Annotated in this window: 14 protein-coding genes, 1 tRNA gene and 1 pseudogene; 4 read left to right on the top strand and 12 right to left on the bottom strand. The window is 66.2% G+C overall.

Features of this window, described 5'->3' with window-relative positions:
* Window positions 1-373: 373 nt before the first annotated feature.
* Entirely contained in the window at window positions 374-1,297 is a 924-nt protein-coding gene (locus CED_RS22830; protein ID WP_023841938.1) for an alpha/beta fold hydrolase, read from the top strand.
* A gap of 139 nt (window positions 1,298-1,436) precedes the next feature.
* On the opposite strand, the gene CED_RS15720 is transcribed toward CED_RS22830, so the two are convergent.
* From CED_RS15720 to CED_RS15685, 8 genes are all read right to left on the bottom strand, one after another.
* On the bottom strand, window positions 1,437-3,863 hold the full coding sequence (locus tag CED_RS15720) for an MMPL family transporter (protein ID WP_232235233.1): 2,427 nt from the start codon (window positions 3,861-3,863) through the stop codon (window positions 1,437-1,439).
* Between the two features lie 80 nt (window positions 3,864-3,943).
* A complete protein-coding gene (locus CED_RS15715) occupies window positions 3,944-4,870 on the bottom strand; it encodes a class I SAM-dependent methyltransferase (protein WP_011437618.1) in 927 nt (308 codons plus the stop codon).
* A gap of 90 nt (window positions 4,871-4,960) precedes the next feature.
* Window positions 4,961-6,148 carry an MFS transporter gene (locus tag CED_RS15710; protein ID WP_152569771.1) on the bottom strand — a complete coding sequence of 396 codons (1,188 nt, stop codon included), beginning with the start codon at window positions 6,146-6,148 and terminating at the stop codon, window positions 4,961-4,963.
* A gap of 19 nt (window positions 6,149-6,167) precedes the next feature.
* On the bottom strand, window positions 6,168-6,812 hold the full coding sequence (locus CED_RS15705; protein WP_157858588.1) for a CPBP family intramembrane glutamic endopeptidase: 645 nt from the start codon (window positions 6,810-6,812) through the stop codon (window positions 6,168-6,170).
* A 151-nt stretch (window positions 6,813-6,963) separates the two neighbouring features.
* Window positions 6,964-7,986: a bifunctional lysylphosphatidylglycerol flippase/synthetase MprF gene (locus CED_RS15700; RefSeq protein WP_049760957.1), complete on the bottom strand. Its 1,023-nt coding sequence runs from the start codon at window positions 7,984-7,986 to the stop codon at window positions 6,964-6,966.
* Window positions 7,987-8,045: 59 nt separating this feature from the next.
* A complete protein-coding gene (locus tag CED_RS15695) occupies window positions 8,046-9,101 on the bottom strand; it encodes an SDR family oxidoreductase (RefSeq protein WP_084680826.1) in 1,056 nt (351 codons plus the stop codon).
* A 1,037-nt stretch (window positions 9,102-10,138) separates the two neighbouring features.
* Entirely contained in the window at window positions 10,139-11,296 is a 1,158-nt protein-coding gene (locus CED_RS15690; RefSeq protein ID WP_035911838.1) for an endonuclease/exonuclease/phosphatase family protein, read from the bottom strand.
* A gap of 89 nt (window positions 11,297-11,385) precedes the next feature.
* Complete coding sequence (locus CED_RS15685) at window positions 11,386-12,081, bottom strand: hypothetical protein (RefSeq protein ID WP_035911835.1); 696 nt, start codon at window positions 12,079-12,081, stop codon at window positions 11,386-11,388.
* 275 nt (window positions 12,082-12,356) lie between these two features.
* Here CED_RS15685 and CED_RS15680 point away from each other — a divergent pair, with 275 nt between their 5' ends.
* Together CED_RS15680 and CED_RS15675 are read left to right on the top strand one after the other, a co-directional pair.
* Window positions 12,357-13,688: a hypothetical protein gene (locus CED_RS15680; RefSeq protein WP_011437611.1), complete on the top strand. Its 1,332-nt coding sequence runs from the start codon at window positions 12,357-12,359 to the stop codon at window positions 13,686-13,688.
* The gene (locus CED_RS15675; RefSeq protein ID WP_035911832.1) at window positions 13,685-14,383 is read left to right on the top strand and encodes a 2'-5' RNA ligase family protein; all 699 of its coding nucleotides are present in this window, start codon (window positions 13,685-13,687) and stop codon (window positions 14,381-14,383) included. Before CED_RS15680 ends, CED_RS15675 begins: the two co-directional genes overlap by 4 nt.
* A gap of 123 nt (window positions 14,384-14,506) precedes the next feature.
* Here the strand turns inward: CED_RS15675 and CED_RS15670 are convergent.
* Together CED_RS15670 and CED_RS15660 are read right to left on the bottom strand one after the other, a co-directional pair.
* Window positions 14,507-15,782: pseudogene (locus CED_RS15670) on the bottom strand (IS110 family transposase).
* Window positions 15,783-15,965: 183 nt separating this feature from the next.
* Window positions 15,966-16,038, bottom strand: a tRNA-Asn gene (locus tag CED_RS15660).
* Between the two features lie 457 nt (window positions 16,039-16,495).
* On the opposite strand from CED_RS15660, the gene CED_RS26290 reads away from it, so the two are divergent.
* Complete coding sequence (locus CED_RS26290; protein ID WP_084680825.1) at window positions 16,496-16,993, top strand: helix-turn-helix domain-containing protein; 498 nt, start codon at window positions 16,496-16,498, stop codon at window positions 16,991-16,993.
* A 319-nt stretch (window positions 16,994-17,312) separates the two neighbouring features.
* Here the strand turns inward: CED_RS26290 and gltX are convergent, their stop codons facing one another.
* Both gltX and CED_RS15640 read right to left on the bottom strand, forming a co-directional pair.
* The gene (gene gltX, locus CED_RS15645) at window positions 17,313-18,725 is read right to left on the bottom strand and encodes a glutamate--tRNA ligase (RefSeq protein ID WP_035911826.1); all 1,413 of its coding nucleotides are present in this window, start codon (window positions 18,723-18,725) and stop codon (window positions 17,313-17,315) included.
* Window positions 18,726-18,824: 99 nt separating this feature from the next.
* Window positions 18,825-19,573: FadR/GntR family transcriptional regulator (locus CED_RS15640; protein WP_035911823.1), on the bottom strand; the 749-nt coding region annotated here is incomplete at its 5' end.

The following is a 19,573-nucleotide window of genomic DNA, read 5'->3' as shown; positions in this document are numbered from 1 at the left end:
CCGACCGGTGGGTAGGGCGGTGGCACGGGACGGGGACGGTAACCATCCCGGCTACATCCTCGTCTGCCGGCCAGCCGCCAAGGCTGGATGGTCACCATCCAGCAAGCCGATCCTACAGAACCGAGGACGCCTCACCGCCGGACACGCCGAGGCGGTTCAGGCATTTTTCCGGGAGATTCCTCGCGCCTTGGCACTATAGGGCTTGGTGGAGCTGAAGAGTATGTTCCCGACCGTGTTACGGTGGGCGAGGGTGTTCTATTCTGCAAGAAGATTAAGGATAGATTTCTTGGTGTGGAATCAGGACTTTTCAAGCTAGCAGGCTTAGCACTTTAGTTGGAGTCCAAGAATGAGTTGTGCTGTAGCCAGGATATATATGCTTTCTATTATTAGCCTGTTCTTGCTAGGCTTCCTAGCTGTTAGCTTTTTTGCCTACGGCGTCGAGCCTGGGCGGAATCTCAAGGAGACGCCCTCGTTTCTGAAGGAACGTACAACTCGATACATGGACATAGGTGATACACGGCTCCACTATCTGAAGCAAGGCGCTGGTAGACCTGTCATTCTCCTGCATGGCGGTGGCACCTGGCTGTATTCTTTCCGGAAGAACATCGATGAACTTGCCCGGGAGCATACTGTGTATGCCCTGGATATGCCCGGGCATGGTTTCACCACCTACCAGGATCCTGCTACGCTCACCTTGGCCGGATTCGCGACGCTCCTGAAAGATTTTTTGGCAAAGCAAGGAATTGTCCAGGCTGATTTTATTGGGAGTTCATGGGGTGGCGGTTGGGCGCTTTATTTTGCCGAGGTTTACCCTGATGAGGTCGGCAGGATAGTGCTCATTGATGCTACGGGGACGGCGGAGATCGCGGCTCACGACGGGAGCTCCTGGAAGTACCTGTCGTATCCGCTGGTAGGCGAGTTGCTCGTACACTTCTTTTCTTTTGGCAACGTCAGGAAGGATATACACGAAAATCTCTTCAGCAACCCATCGGCCGTATCTGACGCGGAGATTCGCCAGATATATATTCCTATCACTTATTCTCGCAACCTCAAAGCTCAGTACATCCTGCAACGTAATTTGAACTGGAGCGAAGTCGACCGGCATCTCGAAAAGGTACACAACGAGACTCTTGTGATCTGGGGCAAGGATGATCGTTACATACCAATAAAATTTGGCCAGAATCTTGAGGCAAGGCTTCCAAACGCCCGCTTCGTCTCCATAGAAAATGCCGGCCACCTACCGCATGAAGAGCAGCCGGAAAGGGTCAACGCACTCTTGTTGAAATTTCTTCAATAATGGCGCATCCTGCAAGGAAGTGTCAACTCCGGTATGCCGTGTCGGGCGTGTCCTGGCCTGGCCGGTAAATCTTAGTGTCATGCGGGATACGGCGGTGTCACGCGGGNTACGGNATGGNTATGGAATGGCGCCGTCTACCTCACGCCGGCCCGTCCGGGGCGGCGGCGCGGCGCCGTAGGGAGGGCAGCCACCAGTTGTACTTCCCGGCTATCAGGAGTGTGGCGGGCGCCAGGACGAGCCTGATCAGCGTGGCGTCGAGCAGCACCGCGACGCTGAGGCCGAAGCCATACTCGCGCAGCATCAACGTTGACGAGAGCATCATCGTCCCCAGTNTNCCCGCCATAACCAGGCCGGCAGCGGTGATTACCCGGCCGGTGTCCACGATAGCTGTCGTCACCGCGTCGGCGTCACTGCTTCCCTGCCGGGTTATTTCTCGGATCCGGGTTATCAAAAAGATTTCGTAGTCCATGCCGAGACCCATCATGAGGATCACCAGGAAGATTGGTAGGTCGTTGATGACGGGTTCATCGAGCCAGCCGGCGAAGACCGCGAGCGTGGCGCCGAGTGCCCAAATGTTGCTGAGCGCGATCGTCAGGATCAGCCGGATCGGGACCAGGATGGATCGTAATGCGAAGGTCAGCAGCACTATGACGCCGGCGCACACAAAGGCGATCATCTTCCAGAAGGACGATGTCAGCGCCGCATCGTATTCTTGGTCGATGACGGTGGCACCACCGACCTGAGCGTTGTCGATGGTACTGTCGGCGACCAGCGTGGTCAGCGTCCGGATCGTCGACCTCGCCTGCTCCGACAGTGGGTCCCCAGCCAGCACGATGGACAGCCGCAGGGCGCCGTCCGGGGCCAGAAAGTCCTGTCGGACGTTTTGTGGTAGCGCCGACGTGTCCTCCCAGGACAGCTTCGTGCCCGTGGGGCGGGACAGGCTCGAAACGGAGACCACGCCGGGAGTGCGGGCGATCGCGTCGCTTAGGCTGTCCAGTCGCTGCCAGCCGGCAAGGGTGAGAGTGTCGCCTCGGTGACCGTTGTCGCCGATGTCACCGACGACGGTCGTCGGCTGCAGCAGGCCGGGTTGCCAGTGTTCGGCGATAAGGTTGTAGCCGCGGCGGGCGTCTGTGTCCGGGCTCAGCGCGACCGGGTCGGAGGTCAGCCGGTGGGATCCCAGGAGGACAATGATGGGGATCGTCGCCAGCACGAACACCGCGACGACGGCGACGGGTGCCCGTCGCGGCAGCACGGCCAGCCGTCGCAGCAGGTTGGTCAGCCAGCCCTTGGACTCCATATCCGTGAGCGGCCGGACACCGAGCAGGAAGAATTTGTCGCCCAGCAGAACCAGCAGCGCCGGTGTGATCGTCAGTGCGGCCAGCAGCATCACCGGGATGCCCGCGAGCCCCCCATAGCCGAGCGGCGGGATCCAGTCGACCGGTGAGAGCAGGGTTGCGGCGAACGCGAGGATGACGGTGCTTCCCGCGAGGGCAATGCTTTCACCGGCGTGGATGGTGGCGTTGACGACGGCTTCTTTCGGGTCGCGGCCAGCCAGGCGTTCCTGCCGATATCTGGAGGACAGCAACATGCTGTAGTCGACGCCAGCACCGAGCATGACGAAGGTCATGATTGTCGTGGTGAACTGGGTTAGTTCCACCTGGCTGCCGACGGCGTACAGCCATGCCTGGCTGATCGTCATGGCGAGCCCGATCATCGTCAGGGTGAGGACTGCCGGAACGACGGCACGGAAGAACAGCAGCAGAACGATGATGATGATGATGTAAGCCGCGTACTCCATCTTCGCGTTGTCGGCCTCGGCCTTGTCGTACGTGTCCTTGATCAGTGCCAGTTCGCCGGTGACGGCGGCGTGCACCGGGGAGGCCGGGCCCAGCCGGGCTATGTCCGCGGCCACAGTGCGGCGCAGCGCTGTCAGGTCCGGGTCAGGTCCATGCCTCGAGTAGGCGACGGTAACGAGTGACGCCCTGTGGTCATCGGAGATCAGGCTGGCGGCGTCCACCGGCACGGGGAAGTCCGCCCAGTCCGTCTCCTCGGCCAGCGTGCCGGCCAGCTTCGGCCATTCCGCCTGGTCGGTACGTGCGGCCCGTTGCAGGAGTGGAACCAGCGCCGCGGGCACCTGACCCGTGGCCCGCGCCTGGGCCAGGCGGCCCATGGCCTCCTCGGTGCTCGGTGGCGGCGTACCCGCCGGCGCGAGCACGTGGCGCATCGCGGCCAGGAGAGCGTCGCGGTGCAGCGTGTACGGCGACGTCGTGCTCATGACTGAGCCATCGTGGACGAGTGGCTGTAGCGAGGCGTCCAGCATGCCCATCAGCCGCCGCGAACTCGCGGCGGTCACATCGGGCGCACTGAGCACGATGAGGGTTTCCCGCTCGGAGTGATGCGGGAATGCCTGTACGAGCCGTTGCGCTACGGCGTCGCCGACCGAGCCGGGCACGATCTTCGAGCTGCCCTGCCGGGACTGTACCTCGGAGAGCTTGAGCGCGAACGGCGCGCAGGCCCCGATAGCGACGAGCCAGAGGACGATGACGACCACGGGGTGTCTGACCACGGCCCGGGCGATCCGTCCCAGCACCGGANGGGNGGANGGGGAAGGCGTCGACTCCGATCCGATCCCGCCAGTCCCAGAGTTCACTGGATCCCATTCGCCTTGGTGACGCCCGGCTGGACGGGAGCTGCCGGCTCCGGTGTGGTCTCGGCGACGACCACGACGAACGGATGGAGGAGTGTGAGGCCCCCCGGCCGGCTGGCCTGCTTGCGTAGCGCCTCTGTCAGTTTGCCTCTGACGTCGTCTTCGCGGGACATGTCGAACGAGTCCCGGAAGCCGGCGCCGGCGCCGGACCGTTCCACCCACTCTACGGCTTCCTCGGCGGTGGCCACCGGCCAGCGCTGTTCACCCTCATACTGGTTGATTACCCGCAGTTCGCCCTTGCGCATCCACCTGGCCACCGTCTCGGCGTCCTTCGGCAGGGCCACCCGCACCATCGCGGTGAGCAGAGTCGGCTCGTCCGCGACGACGTCTTCGAAAGCCTTGCGCAGCGAGGCCAATGCGTCCGCGCGGGACTCGATGATGCCGATCCGNCCTCCTGGGCGGAGCACCCGCCGCGCCTCGCGGAACAATTGGGAGGGCTTGCTATAGCAGATCGCCCAACCGCAGACGATCGCGTCGGCGCTGTTGGTCGCCTGGGCCTTGAGGAACTCCAGCATGTCGCCCTGCTGCCAGCTGACATCCTTGGAGGCTTGGCCGAGCGTCTCCATCTTGGCCTTCGCGACGGCCAGCATCCCCGGGGACTTCTCGATCACCCGCAGCGAACCGAGGCCCTGCTGCCGGATCCGAATCTGTTCGGACAGGTGACCCGTGCCGCATGCCAGCTCGATGACGTCCATCCCCGGGGCGATCCCCACCAGGTCCAGCATCGCCGTCGAGTTCGGGCCCATGAGGGCGGTGAACGCCTCGTCATAGGTGCTGCTGGCGATGTCGTAATCAGGTGTGGTGTCGGCAACGGCGCGGGTGAGTAGGAGACGGGCGGCGCGCAGCGCCAGACCGGCTCGGCTCATAGCAACTCCCAGTGGATCGCGAGCAGAAGGACGGGATGTCTTTTCGGTGAGGTGGATGCCCGACCGCAGCCGGGCATCCTGGCTCGGACGTCAGGTGACGGAGCGGCGCTGCGCCGCGGTCAGGATCAGGACGGCGCCCAGGACGAGAACCGCCGCCATGCCGGTAAGCGCGGTGGTGACGCTGCTGAAGCCGGTACCCAGCGCGCCGAGCAGAGGGCCGCTCATCATCCCCACGGCATAGGCGATGTTGAACATCGCGAAGATGGCCCCATGCCCGNCCCCCCGCCGTTCCGCCGCTGCGGTGAGAATCCCCAGCGCAGGGATGAGGACAAAGGAGAAGCAAACGGCGAACGTCACCAGCAGCACCGTCGTCCAGCCAACGTCGAACCTGGGGAGCAGCGGCAGGACGGCGCTCATCCCCAGCAACCCGCCCGGGATCAACGGCAGATCCGGCCGCCGGTCCCCAAGCAGGCCGACCGGCACCCCGGCGAGCCCGTGCGCCAGCGTCGCCGCCCCGAAGATCAGACCCAGCGTGGCCGGGCCGCTGCCGAACCGGTCGGCCAGGTGCAGCGGGAGCAGCGGTTCCAGCATGCTCAGCGTCGCCGCTCCGAAGGCGACAGCGAGCAGGGTCGGCAGGAGCGAACGCCAGCCGGATGGCTGCTGCTCACGTACCGGCTGCGCGGCGCCGCGGACCAGCCACGGCAGGACGGCGGCGAGTACCGCGGTGAGCACCGTGCACACCACGAACGGCGCCGCGTCGCCGAAGCGTTCGGCCAGCAGCCCGCCGATCACTGGGCCAGCGACCATACCGACGGACATACTGGACATCGCCGCTCCCATCGCGCCGCCGGCCCTGGGGGGCCGCACCCGCTGGGCGAGCAGAGCGATTCCGTTCGTCCACAGCGCCGCCGCGGCGACTCCCTGGAGCGTGCGGGCAGCCAGAAGTTCGGGATAACTACGAGCCAGCGCGAAACCGACCGTCGAGATCAGCAGACCGGCGGCACCGACCTGGAATGGCCGTTCATGCCCGAACCGGTCGCCGACCCGGCCCATCAGGGGAGTCCCCGCCAGCAGGGCGACCGCGTACGCGGCGTACAGCAGGCTCACCCCGGCCGACCCCACATCGAACTGGTCCGCGTAGTTCGGCAGGACAGGTACCACGATGCTGTAGAGCAGGCTGTCCACGAACAGCGCGCCACAGGTCGCGGCGGTCACCTTGAATACGTCGTGGCGAACCGCGGTGGAGTTCGTCTCGACCGCGTCCTGGCTGGCAGCCATCTCGCCTTCTCCGATCACGTTAGAGCGAGATTGCCCAGATGGTGAACAGAACGTTGGCCACACCCTGCGCGATGGTCGTACCGACCACCGATCCCGTCACCATCCGGCAATAACCCAGGGCGAGGCCCATCACGAAGACCGAGGGGATCATCCCGGCCAGGACCAGCGGGTTGAAAGGATTGAGTCCGTAATCGCCGAGGTGCACGAGTGCCCAGCCGGCACTGACCGTGACGACGGACCTCCAGAGCCCCATGCGCCGGGAGGCGGCGTGCAGCAGCACGCCTCGGTAGAAGACCTCCTCAGCGATCGGGACGAGCAAACCCATACAGAGGAACAAGGAGATATAGGCGAGCGCCGGAGAGCCCGGGAACATCTCGCGGAAGAGGCCGGGCAGCAGGGCCGCCCAGTTGTCCTCACCCCGCCCGAGCAGCGTCAGGCAGGCGACGAGGGTCAGCAGGTAGCCGGCGGTCACCACCCCGATCCCGCGGGCCAACTGCCGTGGCGAGGATATGGCCTGCACGCCGACATCCGACCACATTCGCCGCGGCACGACGAACAGCGCGAACGGGGTGAGCACGATAGAGAACACCATGAGCCACTCGTCGAACGCGCCGGCAATACGTAGCGTTCCGAGGATGGCGAACACAACGCAGGCGACAAGCACGGGCCGCGCTTCGTAACGCGGGAGCCGCCGGCCTGGGACCCGACCGGACCCGGTCACCCCCGACTTCGCCGTCCCGCTCCCGTTCGGGACCGCGTTCGGGGCGGAGCGAAGGACTTGATCTTTATTTCCGGCATCGCGAGAAAGAATTTTATCACTCATGGGGACTCGCTGGGCGACGTGTGACGCTCTTCCTGCCCCGGCGCAGCGAGACGGCCTTCGTCACCCGCATCAACCGCCAGACGGCGGAGAGCGAGACGCCGTCCTGGAACGCGACATACTCCGGCTGGATCAGGTCTGGTTGCCACTTCAGCTTGTATGCCACCTGGGACTGGGCGGGGTAGATCCACTCGGCGCGAGTGCCGAGCCAGCGCACGAAACGGTCCACGAAGGGGCTGTGTCCAGGAAGTCGATGTTTCGGATCGAGCGAAGTGAAGGGAGTGAGACCAAAGTGCAGGTACGGCGTCTTCTCCCCGACGAACTGCCGTACGGCCGTGGACAGGATCAGCTCGCTGACTCCGGTGGGAGCGTCCGGTATCCGCCGGCTCAGGTCATGCAGCCAACCAGAGTGCCGCCCGAAGACCGGCGAGAATACCTGGTAGCCCACCAGCCGGCCGGCGTGCTCGGCAACGAACAACCGGCGCCTGCGCTCGGCCCAACCGCCCCGTTGGCCGATCATAAAGTCGATCTCGGCGACGCCAAAACCTTTTGCCTTCAACCATACCCAGTCCACCTCGTTCAGTGCCTCCATCAGCTGCGGCGTCCGCTCACGGACCGCCGCCACCTCGCGTACCCGGACGCCGTCCCGATTAGCTCGAGAGATCTTATTCCGGATCTTCACGAAATGTTTCCCCGACATGCTGAACCCGTCCAGTGAACGGGCGTAGGAGGCGCCGAGCTGGTTCACGCCAAAACCGGCACGCAGGTAGATGTCAGTATCTTCGGGCATCAGCTGGACGCTAATCACCCGACGGCGGTTCTGCCTGGCCCAACGGACGAACTCAGTCAGCAGCTCAGCCTGCTGGTCCGGCGGCGCGAAGACTCCGCCGAACTGGATCAGGAACCTCCCGCTTGGCCGGTAGATGACGACGCCGTCGATTCCATCCACCTCGAACGTCAGATTTCCTTCGTTCAGCGCCAGGTATGCAGATGGGTTGTGAGCGTGCCGGGTCAGCACGTCCAAAGTGGGCTCCGCGACGGATCGCGTCTGNGCGACCCCTGTGCTGCTGCTACGGGTCACGGCCGGCTGCTCCCAGCAACGGCCGCTCGGTCGATCTTTGTCGTGCCCTGGTTCGACCGAGCGTCGCGGGCCGCCCAGTAGCGCATGCTCCGATCCGCGACCGTCCTGGCGTCGGGGAGCGGCCGGACGCCGAGGGCGGCGAGCTCATCAGCCGATGTCGGCAGTATCAGGCTTGAGCGGACGTATGCAGAGAAATAGGCTACTGCCTTCATTATCCCCGCGTATAGTGCCGGATCCGTGATGGCGGATTCATCCAGGACAGTACCGGATATCAGCATCGGGGGCTTGGCCGGATAGTCAAAATCACGGCCAATATCGAGCGCCATGTCAACGACGTCGGTGAGGGTCAGTGCCGCCGGCCCATTAGCGAGCCAGAGTTCGCTGCCCAGCGCCTCCTTACGTACAGCGGCAACAACTGCCTCGGCTACATAATCAACGGGCACCAGATCGATCCGAGAGTCCGGGGAGAAGGGTATTATCGGTAGTTTATCGTGCAGGAATCTGGCCACCATCTGGTAGAAGCCTTGGAAGCTGGCTATGGCACCGGTATCGGAGTGGCCGACGATGATCGAGGGCCGGAGGATGGCATAGGGGACCCCCGCGCCGCGCACTACGTCCTCGGCCTCGCGCTTGCTGCTGGCGTAGCGAGCACCGGACTCGCCGGCGCCGTCGCTGCGGGCGCCAATGTAGGCGGTGCTCACATGGTAGAGGGGTGCGTCTGCCGCCGCGGCCAGCTGCGCTATCCGCGAAGTTCCCTCGACGTTGATCGACCTTAATGTCCTCTCGGTACCGTTGAATGCGACCACGGCGGCTGNATTCACCACCGCATCCACGCTGTCGACCAGGGATCGGTACTCCGATCCATCCAGGCCGAGTTGTGGACGAGCGATGTCACCGCGCACGGTGGTAATCGTCTGGTCGGCCAGGACGGTGCGGTGCACCAGGCACACCGGCTCGATGTCAGGAACTCTTTTCAACTGGCTCAGGAGCTCTTGACCGAGCACGCCCGACGCCCCCGTCAAAAGCACCCGTCGTGCGGTTTGCGCAGTCATCTACTTCCTTTTCCAGCAGGGAATGTCCGCATGGCGATGCGGCCGGATCACTGGTAGGAGCTGTCAACGACCTTTTGGTATTAGAAATATGCCAGCGATGCCCGTCGATATTCCGTGGAACGGCGTGCATGCCCGCGTCAATGATCGTTTTTCTGATTATCATCATCATCATCAGCTGTGGATGAATTCGACAGGGCCGGGCCGGNCGTGATTCTCCAGGCATGCGCGCGGCCTGGGCGCGCTTACTGTAGTTACAGTAGCGGCCGTTGCGCACTCCAGCGCTACGTTGTCGCACCCCCCGTGTCGCCATGCGTCGCATCCGTGCCGTCAAGTAGGCGAAGCCGCGACTTACTGTTCTTGTAACGTCTCCTGGAATCGCTCGGTCGTCAGTCTAACCACAACCAACTGGCGAGGTCTACGAGGAAGGAGGGGCCATTGGTTGTTGAGAAGAAAAATTATGCTGCTGCTTAATAGCAAGTAATCTGTGCCCGCAGCGGGCTGACCAGCGCTTCCGGTGACCGTCAACCTCCGTTGAAGTCTCTACGGTGTTGGCTATCTCACAGTGGGGCGTTATGGGCTATTTTCATAACTTAAGTCTAGTATTCGGAAGATACGAGTGGCATCCACCGACGTGTCGTACGGACAGCGATCTCTAGCGGCTGGCTGGAGTGATAAACTGTGCTGTAGGGCGACTATCGGTAGGCGAGCCTGGACAAGGTGATGTGCGCGTACCGGGCCCGGTAGTCGCGGACCTGGCAGTCGTCGAGGCCGCGGGTGGGAGCGGACCCGGCCGCGGTCGCCGACCCGGGCCGCTCGCCGGATCGGTCGAGAGTACGGCTGCGCCGGGTTCGTGGTTCCGTTCGACCACGGCGACGACTGGGACCTCGCCGCACCGGGCGAACGCATCCACGACATCGCCCACCTCTGCTGGCGATTCCTCGGATGGTTCGGGGGCGGGGTCAAATCGAGCGGCGGGGCAGGCGTCCGCTCAGCGGCACAACAGAGTGTCGCCTGGTGTTCTAGATGCCGCGGNGTTTTTAGATATCGAGGTCGACGTAAAGGGCGGCGTGATCGGAGGCGGCCTGGTCGGCTCGGGTGATCTTGGGGTGGATCACCCACTGGGCGGATGGGTGTTTGTTGTCGGGGTCGCCCCACAGGCCGGTGCGGACGATCTGCCCGCCGGTCATCCGGTCGGCGAGGTCGGGGGAGAGCAGGATGTAGTCGAGTCGGTTACGGGCGGTGCAGGACTGGAAGGTACCGGGTCGGGGGCCGGTGTCGAATCCGGCCCGGCTGGCGGCGTCGACGAGTGGACTGTCGGGGCCGAGGAGGGGTTCGAGGCTGGGGAACGCGGGCGGGGGTGGCTTGTTGAGGTCACCGACGACGGCGATGTACCGGGCGCCGGCGTCGCGGAGCGCGGTGTAGATCTCCGCCACCCGGTGGGCCTGCCGGCGGCGTAGCGGGTCGGGGTTTCCGGAGGTCCAGGACTGGCTTTTCAAATGGTTCGGCAGTACCCAGATGGTGTTGCCGGCGGGGGNGTGCAGTTCGTAGGCGGGGCAGTCGCGGCTGAACAGCGGCCGGTCGGGGCGGGCCGGGNCGGGGNCGTCGACGTGGCTGACGATCGAGCCGATCGTGTGGCCGGGTTTGGCCAGCAGGCCGACGTCGATGCCGCGGGGGTCGTTGCCGTCGACGAGCATCACGTGGGCGTACAGGCCGGCGAGCAGACTGGTGTTGAACCGGACCAGCGCCGGACGGTTTTCGGCTTCGATCACGGCGAGAACGTCGGCGTTGATGTCCGTGATGACCTGGGCAGTGGAGCGGATCGCGGTCTCGTCGACGGGGCCGGTGACCAGTTCGACCCAGCCGATCCAATCCTGCCGCCCGGTCGCGTCGATCACAGCGTCCTTACCGGGGGGTTGGGTGAGGAAGTTCCCGCGGTTCTCACGAAGCCGGGCCCACCGCGGCTGTGGATCCCGGTTGAGCTGCAGCCGACCCTCGCTGGTGCGGGTCAGGATCTCCATCGTTTCCAGGTCGGCGAGCATGTCGGTCTTGTTCTGAACGGTATAGACCTCGTGCTGGGCGAGGGTGATGAATCGGTCGAATGCGGCCAGGACCGGTTGGCCTTCGTCCCAGGTGGGCAGGTCCATCGCCCGGATCCGTTCGAACAGGTTTTCCACGTTGAACGACGCCAGTCGCACCGGTCACCCCCACAGCACCGTCGTGTCGGCTCTGCTGCACAGCGTGGCAACCCGAGGAGTTGCTGTCGACCCACCGGCAGGTGAATCTTTTATGATCTCGGTGGTCCACTTGTGGCCGCGCCTGTGACGGCTCTCTTGATCCTGCATCGATCAAGATCGTAATGTGGACGGGCGAGGCTGAAACCGAGCGCAGCGTGCGCCTTGACCGCCTCCACCCGGCGGTACTCGTTGAAGAAGCCGCCGTGGTACAGGTCGTCGACCCGCTCGGCTCCGTCCGCGTCCAGGTCGTAGACGACGCGGGCGGTGGCCGGGAAGAACCAGGCCGGGCCGATGTCGGCGATCTCCCCGGACAGCTCGACCCGGTTCAGCGNCGCGAGCGTCGCGGACTCCCGCAGGATGCGCAGGTCGTCGTCGGTGACGTCGGACAGGTCGGGGTCGTCCAGCCGCTCGGCGGAGAACAGGTGGTGGTAGACCCGGTCGGCGGTGCGCAGCACGTCCGCCGGCTCGGACGTCCGCTGACCGTAGGCACGGACGAACTCCAAGGTCTGCTGTTCGACANCGGCCTCCTCGGTCTCGTCCTCCGACAGCAGGCGCTCGGTCACCAGGTCCCAGTCGACGAGCATCCAGACCGGCGCGGTACTGCGACGGACGAAGTACCGGTCCGGCTCGACCGTGACCGTGGTCCCGTTCACCGTGATGCCCGGGAGACGGTTCCAGGTGGGCGTGAACGGTTCGCTCATTTCCACCGAGAAAGCTGCGGGGTATTCGGGTTTCGTGGCGAGCATGGCTCACTGTCCTTTCGGGCTCTCCGTTGATTCCGGTATCGATTCGCGAGCCTCCCCGGTCGGGCGTATGGTCCGGTGGGTAAATCGGGGAGGTCGTGTCGATGTCCGTAATCATGACCCGGACGGGATCGGCAGGACAGTTCCCGGCGGCATGCCGCAGTCCCCGAAGAGCAGTGCTTCGAGGCATGGCGCCGAGCACTCGTTTTCCGGCCCTGGACCGGCTCTCATCGACTACGATCAGCTACAGATGGCGGCAGATGGCGGGGTGAGTCGACGTGCGTCATGATCCGTCCGCGTTCGTCATACCGGCGGAATTCTGGGATCGGACCCAGGTCGCCGAGAGCCTGCAGATGAGGGACATCGGTTCCCTCTTCCGGCTGGTACAGCGGTACGCCGGGGCGAGTCAGCCAGGGATCGGGATGCGCGTCGGCCTGGCCCAGTCAGATATCAGCAAGTACATCAACGGCAAGCGAATCGCCGCCGAGTTCGAGTTGTTCGAGCGCGTCGCCGATGGGCTCGACCTGCCCGACCGTGCCCGCATGTTGATGGGGCTGGCACCGCGCGGCGCCGTCCAGTCTCCGGAGGCCTCACGGACGAACATCGTGGAACAGACCGCCCTTCCCGAGGAATCGGATTCCGTCGAGGAGATCGGGCAGCGGATCGAGACGCTCGGTGCATCCAACGTCAGCACGGCCGTTCTCGCCCACTTCGACGTTCTGCTCCTGACCATGGCGGACGAGTACGAGTGGGCCGGCCCGGAAAAACTCGCACCACGGGTACTCAGGCAACGCCGCCGGGTTCAGAACCTCCTGGAAGGACGACAGCCGCCCCGGCAGCGTGAACGGCTCTACGAAATCGCCGGTCGCCTCTCCGGAATACTCGGCTACATGGCGGTGAACACCGGCCGGTTCGGACTCGCGCGCGCCTACTGTCTGGAGGCTCTCCACACCGCNGAGCTGGTCGGTCACCACGACCTCACGGCATGGATAGGCGGCACGCAGAGCCTGTGTGAGTACTACGCCGGGGACTACAGAGCTGCCCTGGAGTTCGCCCGGGAGGGTCGCCGTGTCGGTGGCCGGTCGGCCCAGGTGATCCGCCTCGCTGTGAACGGGGAGGCACGCGCCCTCGGTCGGCTCGGTGACCGCGCCGGGGTGGGCCGATCCGTGGGCGAGGCGTTCGACCTCGCCGAACAGCATCCGGTGCCCGACGGGATGTCGCCCTGCATCTCCTTCGCGCCGTACAGCATCGCCCGTATCGCCGCGAACGCCGCGACCGCCTATGTCTCACTGGGCGAGCCCGGTCAGGCGCGGGAGTATGCGGACATGGCCGCTCAGGTCGCAGACCGATCCCCGTCGATGTGGAGCCGTTGCCTCGTCCGCCTCGACCTCGCGACCGCGCTGCTGCTGTCCCACTCCCCCGATCCGGAGCAGGCTGCCGTCCTGGGCATCGAGGCTCTGACCGCCACGGCCGGCAACCCGATCGAGTCCGTCCGACGTCGTAGCCATGAGCTGGTCACCCGCGCCAAGCCGTGGCAGCAGATCGGCCCGGTCACCGAACTCGCGGAGGCTTCCCGCGCGCTCGCCCTCCCCACCGGCGCACACCGGTGACCACGGCACGCACCGCGGACCCGGTCGCGGACGACTGGCACCGCTTCGCCGGTCTCGACCGGCTCGAAAACCACTGGGACCGGCCGGGCTGGACACCCGGCCGCCGCTCCTACCACTGGATGCTGACCTTCGAGGATGCAACCGAGCTGCACGTCCTTGCCGACCGGTGCCAGCGGCGGCTACGCCTGCCCGCCCTCGACCCGGTGCCGCCTGACGGGCTGCATCTGACGCTCCAACGTCTTGCGTTCACCGATCAGATCGGCCGGGCTGACGTCGACAGAGCNGTGGAGCAGACGTGTGTACGGCTGACCGAGGTCGAGCCGTTCTCCTTGGCTGTGGGGCCGCTGGCTGGGTCCTCCGGAGCCGTCCGCTTCAGCGTCCTGCCCTGGGCACCGGTGGTCACCATCCAGGGCAAGANCGTCGAAGCGACCACGGCCGTACTCGGGCCCGCCGCGGTCGTGACCAAGCCGCACGGGTTCCGACCCCACATCGGAATCGCCTACTGCAACAGCCCGACCGACGCCCATTCGATCATCGCGGCCGTCAGAGACCTCCGGGAGCTTCCATCCGTCCGGGTCGCGGTCAGAACCGTGGCACTGGTCGAACTGCGCCGTGAGGAACGCGCCTACCGGTGGGACACCGTGGCCCGCGTGCACCTGCCAGCGGCTACTGGGTCTAGCACCCCTGCCCGCTAGTTCTAGCAGGGCCTCTAAAGGGAAAACAGGGTGACCGTTGATCGGGACGTACCCACATGGGGCGTGCCGCCTCAGCGCCGTGGCGGGGCTGGGNCGGGNGGNGTGGNGGNCCGCTGCCTCGGGTCACGCGGCCTTGGTGTCGGTGGGCTGGTCGGTTCGTCTGGTGATGACCGCGTCGTAGCCGAGGGCGTCGAGCTGGCTGATCAGGCGTTGGGCGTGGCGGTTGGGGTCGCGGCGTCGGGTGAAGTAGTCGGCGCCGAGGTCGTGGTAGGGCTCGTCTCGGTCGAGCATGTGGAAGGCGGCGACGAGGATCGAGTGCTCGACGGCGACCCTGGCTTTGGCGGGGCCGCGGCGGGCTTTGATCCGGTGATATTGGGCGTTGAGGTAGCTGTTCTTGGTGCGGCTGGCGGCGCGGGCGGCCTCGTGCAGGTTGAGGCGTAGCTACTTCGAGCCCTTGCGGGTCTTGCCGCCCTTGGACCTGCCGGCGGACTCGTGCTGGCCGGGGCAGCGCCCGGCCCAGGAGGCCAGGTGGCCGGCGGTCGGGAAGACCGACATGTCCGGGCCGATCTCGGCGAGCAGGCATTCGGCCATGCGGCGGTCAACCCCGGGGATCGTGTCCAGCAGGTCGACCTTCGCCTCGAAAGGGGCGATCACCCGGTCGATCTCGGTCGAGAGCCGGTCGATCGCCTCATCGAGATAGTCCAGCTTCGCGAGGATCTCCCCGATGATCAGACCGTGGTGGCCGGTGAAGAACCCGTTCAGCGCCTCCCGCAACGCCGGGATCTTGGCGCGCAGCCGGCCGCGGGCGAGCTCGGAGAGTACCTCCGGGTTGGTGGTACCGGCGATCATCGCCTCGAGGATCGCCCGGCCGGACACCGTCAGGATCGACGAGGACACCGACGACAGCTTGATCCCCGCGTCCTGCAGAACCTTGTCCAGGCGCTGGACCTCGCGGGTCCGCTCCTCGATCTGCGCCTTGCGGTAGCGGGTCAGATCCCGCAGCTGGCGGATCGGTTGCGGCGGCACGAACGACGGGCGGACCAGCCCGTACTCGACGAGCTCGGCGATCCACGCGGCGTCGGCCGCGTCCGTCTTGCGGCCGGGGACGTTGTGCATGTGCCGGGCGTTGAGCAGCCAGCACTCACCGATCGCGTCCTCGAGAATGTGGAAGACCGGTCGCCAGTACACGCCAGTAATCAGGCGTCGACTCCATCCCGACCCGGGTCACCCCCAGACCGGTCAGCCAGTCCCGCAGCGCCAGCAACTCCACGGTCGTCGCCCCGAAGGTGTGCAGCTGCACCTGGACCGGCCCACCCGGCGCCTCGGCCATCCGCACGCAGGCGACGATCTCGTCCTTGTGCACATCCAGGCCCGCGCACCGCGCGACCTGCGCTTCCATACGACCCCTCCAGGCCATCCCGACAGGAACAGGTGGCCACCCGGAGGGGGTCTGGTGATCAAACGGATGACGTCATACAGACAGACCCAGACAGGAAAAGAATCATGGGGGTAAAGTTGGGGTGATCTTTATTTCAAGATCTTTAAGATCTTGCTAAGATAGGCCCTGACCTGGGCAAACATGCTCCCGCGATAGGACTCGAACCTATAACCTGCCGGTTAACAGCCGGCTGCTCTGCCAATTGAGCTACGCGGGATCGGGTGCCGTGCATCTGACGTCGTCAGCCTACCTGAGGTTCGGGCGGTCTTGGACGTGGGGTAGGAATCAACCCGACGGCACAACGTCAAGCGGCCGGCGGCCATCCGCCTGCACGTCCCTCGGTCTCCTGGGAGGCAACATGCGTATCAGGCCCAGCGTCATCCTGGCCCTCGGTCTCGGATACGTCCTCGGCGCCCGGGCCGGCCGGGAGCACTACGACGCCATCATGCGGCAGGTCCGTGACCTCCAGGAGCGCCCGGAGGTCCAGAGCGTGGCGGGACTCGTCTCCGCGCAGGCGGCCACCGTCTACCAGAANGCCCGGGNCCTGCTTGGTGCCCATGCCGGGCAGTCCGCGACCAGGCTGTTCGCTCCCCTCGGCTCGCACAGCTCCAACGGTGTCGGATCCAACGGTGTCGGATCCAACGGCGTCGGATCCAACGGCGTCGGTTCGGTCGGTGCCCGCTGATCGAGGCACCCTCGCGCCGGAGACCCCGGAGACCCCGGAGACCACCGATGAGCGGTCCCGGCGGGACATGCCGATGAGGCAGGCGAGGCCGAACGGGCCGGGACGACCGCACGCCTCCGGTCATCCCGAGACTCATCCCGAGACTTCGGACGGCGCACCGTCCGCCCTCGCCGGTCTTGTGGACCTGTTGGGTCGGCGTTTCGCCCTCGCCGTCTACTGGAACCTGCGCGGGACGGCCCTGCCGTTCCGCGCGCTCGTGGCGCGGCTCGACGCGCCGCAGGCCCAGGTGACCCAACGCCTGCGGGAGCTGCGCGAGGCCGGCCTCGTCGAGGTGGACGAGGTCGGCGAGTACCGGCTGACCGCGCACGGCCGTCGCCTGCAGGGAGTGCTGGAACCGCTGGCGGCCTGGGCGGACGACTGGTCCGGGCTGAGCCCGCGCCAGCGCACGCCCCGAGGATCAGCCACCCAGGGTCACGGTGAGCCCTAAGTTCGGTGGACTCCCGCTTGGCGGCAATATCCCGACATCGCGGAATGATCACTATCGAGAGGCATCTCGTGACGGCAAGATCACAGCTTGTCTTGAGCTCGTTTTAAGGATCTCTTAGGCCCAGCGGGGTGTGCTGGTCCTTGTCGCCCGGCTGGCGAACTGAAGCAGCCTCATCCACCAGAGGTAACCCCGGCTTCTGGTGGGTCTCCCCAGCCCGGGTCGCGGCCCGTCCCAGCCGCGACCCGGGCTCAGCCCTGCCCGCCGCGCGAAGCCGTTGTGGACCGGCGTGCGCGCGAGGCTGTCGTGGACCGGCGTGAGGTCAGCCGCCGGTGAGCCGTTCCCGCGCTTCGGCAAGCCGCCGCAGGGTGGTCTCCCGGCCGAGCGCCTCCAGCGACTCGAACAGGGGCAGTCCCACGCTCCGCCCGGTCACGGCGACCCGCACCGGTGCCTGCGCCTTGCCGAGCTTGAGACCGTGCCGCTCGCCCACCTCGGTGAGTCCGGCCTTCAACGTCTCGGCTTCCCACTCGATCTTGTCGTAGAGGTCGTGGACGTCGGCGAGCAGTTCCGCCGCCGGCCNCTTCATCGCCTTGGCCCAGGCCGCGTCGTCGATCGGTGCCTCCGGCAGGAAGAGGAAGTCGACCATCGGCACGATCTCCGACAGCACGGAGACCCGGCTCTGCGCCAAGGGGGCGAGGGCTGCGAACGCGTCCGCGTCGAACGCGGCCGGCTCCCACGGCGCGGCCGGCGCCGAGAGCCAGGGCCGGACCGCCTCGATGAACTCCGCGACGCTCAGCCGCCGGATGTACTCACCGTTGAACGCCTTGAGCTTCTTCTCGTCGAAGAACGCCGGCGATGGCTTCACGTCGGCAAGGTCGAAGGTGGACTCGATCGTTTCCCAGGGCACGATCTCGTCCTCGCCGGGCGGGGCCCAACCGAGCAGCATCAGGTAGTTCTTCATGGCGGCGGGCAGGTATCCCTCGTCCCGGTAGGACTCGAGCGCCACCTTGTCGCGCCGCTTCGACAGCTTCTGGCGCTTCTCGTTGACGATCACCGGGACGTGCGCCCACACCGGCGGCGCGTCCGCGCCGAGCGCTGCCCAGAGCAGCTGCTGCTTAGGGGTGTTCGACAGGTGTTCCTCACCCCGGATGACGTGGGTGATCCCCATCTCCAGGTCGTCAACGACGTTGGCGAGCAGGAACACCGCCGACCCGTCGGCCCGCGCGACCACGAAGTCCTCGATGGTCTCGTTCGGGAACTCCGGCGTGCCGCGGATGAGGTCCTCGACGATCGTCACGCCGTCGTCCGGCGTGCGAAAGCGCAGCGCCCGGCCGGGACCCGGGGCGAGCCCGCGGTCCCGGCAGAATCCGTCGTAGCCGCGCTGCGCGTTGCCGGTGCGTTCCGCCAGGGCCTCGCGGGTGCAGTCGCAGTAGTAGGCGAGACCCTCGGCGTGCAGCCGTTCGGCCGCGGCCCGGTGCCGGTCGGCGCGCGACGACTGCAGCACCGGACCCTCGTACCCGCCGGGGCTGATGCCGAGCCAGTCCAGCGCGCTGATGATGCCGTCGGTCCACTCCGGCCGGTTGCGGGACGCGTCGGTGTCCTCGACGCGCAGCACGAAGTCGCCGCCGGCGCGCCGCGCGACCAGCCAGTTGAACAGCGCCGACCGCGCCCCACCCACATGGAAGATGCCGGTGGGAGATGGCGCGAATCGAACCCGTACCCGCCCAGATCCCATGCCGCGCAGCGTACAGCGGATCTCGACGGGCGAACCGGGCGTGGGCCGATGGTGACCGGCCGCGGAATCGGTCTCCCGGGCGGCCGGCTACGCCCCTGCTCAGCCGAGGAGGTCGAGGGGGGTGGTGGGTTGGTGGGGGGTGTGGGGGGTGGTGGTGAGGTGGTGGCGCCAGAGGGTTTCGGCGGCGTCGGGGTCGTGCTGGGTGAGGTGGGTGAGGAGCTGGTGGTGGGTGGTGTGCTGGTGGCGCAGGGTTGGCAGGTCGGGGATGGGGGTGGGGGTGTCGGGGGTGGTGGCGTCGAGGATGTGCCGGAGCATGCTGGTGATCATGGTGAGGGTGTGGTTGGTGGTGGTGTCGAGCAGCAGGGTGTGGAAGCGCAGGTGGCGGGTGTGGATGTCGGTGGGGTCGGGGGTGGGGGTGGTCAGGGCGTGGTCGGTGGCGGTGAGGTGGGCGGTGAGGGTGGTCAGGGTGTGGTCGGTGGCGGTGGTGGCGAGGAGGCGGATGGCGGTGGGTTCGAGGTGGGTGTGGGCGGTGTGGATGTCGGCGAGGGTGGTGTGGCGGTGTTCGAGGACGAGGGCGGTGTAGCGGGCGGCGACGTCGCCGTTGGGGGNGTGGACGCGGGCGCCGCCGTGGGCGCCGCGGCGGACGGAGATGAGGGCTTCGGATTCGAGGACGCGGAAGGCTTCGCGCAGGGTGGGGCGGGAGACGCCGAACTGTTCCATGAGGACGGCTTCGGGGGGTAGGGCGTCGCCTTCTTGGAGTTCGCCGCGGACGATCTGGCGGCGTAGGTGGGCGGCGACGAGTTCGGCGGTCTTGGGGACGCGGACGTGTTGGCCGACGCGGTTGGTGG

Origin of the sequence: Frankia sp. CeD (genome assembly GCF_000732115.1) — a bacterium.
GTDB classification, from domain to species: Bacteria; Actinomycetota; Actinomycetes; order Frankiales; family Frankiaceae; genus Frankia; species Frankia casuarinae.
The sequence above is the reverse complement of the archived record's forward strand: the minus strand, read 5'-3'. Positions and strand labels throughout refer to the sequence as shown.